Genomic DNA, 4,039 nt, shown 5'->3' on the forward strand with positions numbered 1-4,039 from the left:
CCGTCCCTTATTTTCCACTGGGTGTCAAGTCCTTTTCCGAATTGGCGTATAGCTTTATTTGGTTCCATAGATTCGGTCGCCTGCGTCGCCCAGCCCAGGCACGATGTAGCCGTGATCATTGAGGTGGCTATCCACGGCGGCCACCACAATCTCCACATCGGGATGCACTTCCTGCACGCGTTTGATGCCCTCTGGCGCAGCAATGATGCTCATCAGCTTAATTTGATGAGCCCCTTTGGACTTTAGGATTGATATGGCGTGTACTGCGCTACCCGCGGTGGCCAGCATGGGGTCGGTCAGGAAAACCCGCCGTTCAGCAATATCGGAAGGCAGCTTGCAGTAATACTCCACCGGCTGCAGGGTTTCGGGGTCGCGGTAAAGGCCAATGTGCCCCACTTTGGCGGCGGGTACCAGCTTCAGGATGCCATCCACCATGATCAGCCCGGCCCGCAAGATGGCTACCACGGCGAGCTTTTTGCCTGAAAGCATATAGGCGGTCATGCTGGTGAGGGGGGTTTTTATGGTGACTGGGGCAAGCTCGAGGTCACGCATGGCCTCATAGGCCATCAGCATGGTGACTTCTTCCATTAGCTCGCGGAACTCTTTGTTGCCGGTGTGCTTGTCGCGAATGATGGCCAGCTTGTGCTGTACCAGGGGGTGGTCTACCACGGTCAGTTTCATGCTGCTTGAATCGTAACACCGCCACTTGCTAGCGGGCAAACGTGGATGTGATTTGAATACCGCCCACAACCCGCTGTTTAAGTTGCGCCAGGGCAGATTGGCAAAACCAGCGGAATGAGTCAATGCATACCTGGCGCAATTCCTAAAGCGAACTTTCGATAGGGCATCTTGCATTTCGCTTATGGAGACACTTAGGCCAGCAGGGGATGCATCAGGGTGGCGCTCAGGCCAGCTCGAGCTTAAAATTTCGATAAAACCTCAGCGCTTTAGGCATTTTTTCGGCTACTGCAGCCTCGAAACCCGTGGGTTCTTTGGTGCGGAACCAGTGCATATCGTGCAGGTAGGTGAGGGGTATCCAGAAGCGTAAACGGCGCCAAAGGGCGTTGGGTTCAGGGTAGTGGGCCACAATGTGCTGCAGGGATGCCAAAGCCTGCTCTTCCCCCAGCATCACCAGGGTTCCGGTGGTCAGGATAGCCAGGTCGCGAGCAGGGTCGTCGGCCTGGGCGCGAATCCAATCCACGACCAGGGCCTCTGGTACCCCCTGGGCTTCAGGGTGCTTCAGAAGAATGTTGCCGGCATGAGGATCGCGGTGGCAAAAAGCCTGGGGCGTTCCGGCGATCTCCTCGAGGTGCTGCCAGAGCCAGCCGACCAGCTGCTGGGCCTGGGGCAGGTCGTGCAGGGTGCTGCCAAACTGGCGCAGGCGGTCTTGCAAACGCGAGCGACTGACCACCCCAGGCTCCTGGATGGCATGAAGGCGGACAAAAAACTGGGCCAGTTCGTCCAGGGCAGCCTGGCTAAAGCGCTCGGGGGTGAAGTTTGCCCCAGGGTAACGCTTGGTGACCAGGATGCCGTATTGCTCCAGGCTGTAGGCCTCCACCACCCACTCGCCCAGCCCGGCTTTGGTCATGTTGAGGGCCTCGAGCCGCGCGGCATAAATACCACCGGGTTGAGCAGCAAGGGGTGGGTATACCTTGAAAACCAGCCCATCCCCCGCAAAGGTACGGGCTTCAGCGCCGCCCACCAGAGGAGTAAGACGCATCCGGTAACGGGCCTCGAGGGCCGGAATAATCTCCATCTTGCACAGAATACTCGGGCCAGGTCAGTCTGAGGCAACCTGGGGAGGAGGTATGGGCGGCTCAACTTTGGGGGCTGGCGCAGGGGTTAACACTTTGGGCCAGGGAAGCCGAATCATCCAGAGGGCGGCCAGAAGGGTGAGCAGGCCCATGGTGGCCACACCAAAGCGGGCCCCCAGGGCGTCTATAAGCCAGCCAGAAATATAGGCCCCCAGCGGGCCGGAGCCCAGTAAAACCATAGAATAAACCGACATCACCCGGCCCCGGATGCGGTCGGGGGCTAGCAGTTGCACGGTGGTATTGGAGTTAATCAGGGTGGTGATCATCCCCAGCCCAGCCAGGCCAAAAATTAAGGCCACCCAGCCGATAGGCAGTGGTAAGGCCAGGGTGATCAGGGCCAGACCCAGCAAGACACTTCCCAGTACCGACCGCAAGGGCCGGGCCCGGGAAGCAAGGGCCTGCATCAGGGCTGCCACGATGGAGCCCAGTCCTACCGCCGACATCAAGAAGCCAAAGCCCTGGGCGTCGAGTTTTAGCTCGAGCCTAGCGTAGGCTGGCACGATGGTTTGAAAGTTCATGCCCAGCAGGCTGGTGAGGCCCACCAGCACCACCACCTGCCGCACCAGCGGATGCCCCCATACAAAGCGCATGCCCTCGAGGGCTTCCTTTATGACCCCGTCGCGCCTGGCCTCGAGCCTCGAGTTGGGCGCACTAAACAACACCAGAATTAATGGAAAAAAGGAGAGCGCGTTGGCCAGGTAGCTCCAGGAGAGGCCCAAGCCCGCAATCAGCAACCCGGCCAAAGCCGGCCCTACCAACCTCGAGGTATTGAAGCCAAAGGAGTTAAGCGCGATGGCACCCGGGTAGCGTTCTTTGCCCGCCAGCTCCACCGTGAAAGCTTGCCGCACCGGCAGGTCGGCGGCATTGAAGATGCCGTATAGAAAAGCAAACACCAGTACGTGCTCGTAGCGCACCAGCCCACTGGCAATGAGTGCAAACATGCCAAAAGCCAGCATGGCCATGCCGCCCTGGGTTATGAAAAGCAGGTTGCGGCGGCTATAGCGATCGGAGAGCACCCCTGCGGGTATCGAGAAAAGCAAAGAGGGCAAAAACTGTAGCGCTACCACCAGACCCAGCCGTTCGGCACTGCCGGTGAGCTCGAGCACCAGCCAGCCCTGGGTGGCCGCCTGCATCCAGGTGCCCATCTGGGAGAGAAACAGTGCAATCCAGTAGTTGCGGTATTTGGGGTCGCGCAATAAGGCCAACGCCAGCACCTGCCCATCATACCCCCAAACTGACCCAGCGGTCAGTTTGGGCTGGCTTTTGGGGTGCATCTGTTTAGGCGTGTTGGGCTCAAATTTTGAAGGGATATGTCGTTTGCACCTTGTTTTATGGCAGCGGCAATAGGGGCCGTGGCGTGATGGAACAGATGAAGATGCAGCTAGCAAAAGGGGGGCTAGCCTCTTGCGGTCATCCAACTTTCCAGGCTTTCCCGGATGCGCTCGAAGTGTTTTTGCAGGGCTTTGGCGGCCTGCGGGGCGCTTTTGGCCTGGAGGGCCTTTAGCACCTCCTGATGTTCCTGGAACCCCCGCTCGAGCTGAGCCAGGCTGCGGGCTGCGGGTTCTAAGGCCAGGTGGAACTGATCCTTGAGTAGCCCCACCATGCGCTCCAGTACGGGGTTATGGCTCAGGCTGCCCAGCATTTTGTGAAACTGCAGGTCGGTGGTCTGATAGCCCTCGAGGTCGCCGTTTTGAACGGTTTCGGCCTGTGTTTGCAAGATGCGCTGGAGCTCTTCCAGATCCTGTGTGGTAGCGCGGCTGACGCCCAACTGCACCGAGGCTACCTCCAGCGCTTCCCGGGCTTCGAGTATTTGCAGGGCGTCCTCGAGGCCAAAATGGGCCACCACAGCTCCCTTGCGGGCCTCTTCCTGGGCCAGGCCATCGGCTACTAGCTGCAAGACCGCTTCCCGCACGGGGCTGCGAGAAACCCCCAAAAGGCGGGAAAGTTCCGGAACGCTCAGGGCGTATCCGGGGGGCAGCACGCCACTAAGAATTTGGGCGCGTAGCAAAGCATAGGCCTGGTCGGCCAGCCGCTGGGACTGCAACCTGGCTCTGGGCAAAGCTTTTGGCTTAGGAGCAGAATCGGCTTTCATATAGGAGCTTCCCCATCAGGCTCTTATCATATACAGCATGAACCCGAACAAACCCATACCCAGCCCCATTCCTTACCTGATGCAAGTACCTGACCTGCGGGCCCACAACACCACCTACGACTGGCGCATGCTG

Annotated in this window: 4 protein-coding genes; all 4 read right to left on the minus strand. The window is 59.2% G+C overall.

Annotation, left to right across the window (positions count from 1 at the left end; genetic code table 11):
• Positions 1-54: 54 nt before the first annotated feature.
• Positions 55-681, minus strand: coding sequence for a uracil phosphoribosyltransferase (gene upp, locus ABWU19_RS14380; RefSeq protein WP_435902342.1), 627 nt, complete (start codon positions 679-681; stop codon positions 55-57).
• A 223-nt stretch (positions 682-904) separates the two neighbouring features.
• Entirely contained in the window at positions 905-1,756 is an 852-nt protein-coding gene (locus tag ABWU19_RS14385; RefSeq protein WP_435902343.1) for a phosphotransferase family protein, read from the minus strand.
• 24 nt (positions 1,757-1,780) lie between these two features.
• Positions 1,781-3,028, minus strand: a complete 1,248-nt coding sequence (locus ABWU19_RS14390) for an MFS transporter (RefSeq protein WP_435902344.1) — start codon at positions 3,026-3,028, stop codon at positions 1,781-1,783.
• A gap of 182 nt (positions 3,029-3,210) precedes the next feature.
• The gene (locus tag ABWU19_RS14395) at positions 3,211-3,873 is read right to left on the minus strand and encodes a GntR family transcriptional regulator (RefSeq protein WP_435902345.1); all 663 of its coding nucleotides are present in this window, start codon (positions 3,871-3,873) and stop codon (positions 3,211-3,213) included.
• Between the last annotated feature and the right edge of the window lie 166 nt (positions 3,874-4,039).

The sequence above is a fragment of the Meiothermus cerbereus genome (assembly GCF_051297115.1).
GTDB lineage: Bacteria > Deinococcota > Deinococci > Deinococcales > Thermaceae > Meiothermus > Meiothermus cerbereus_A.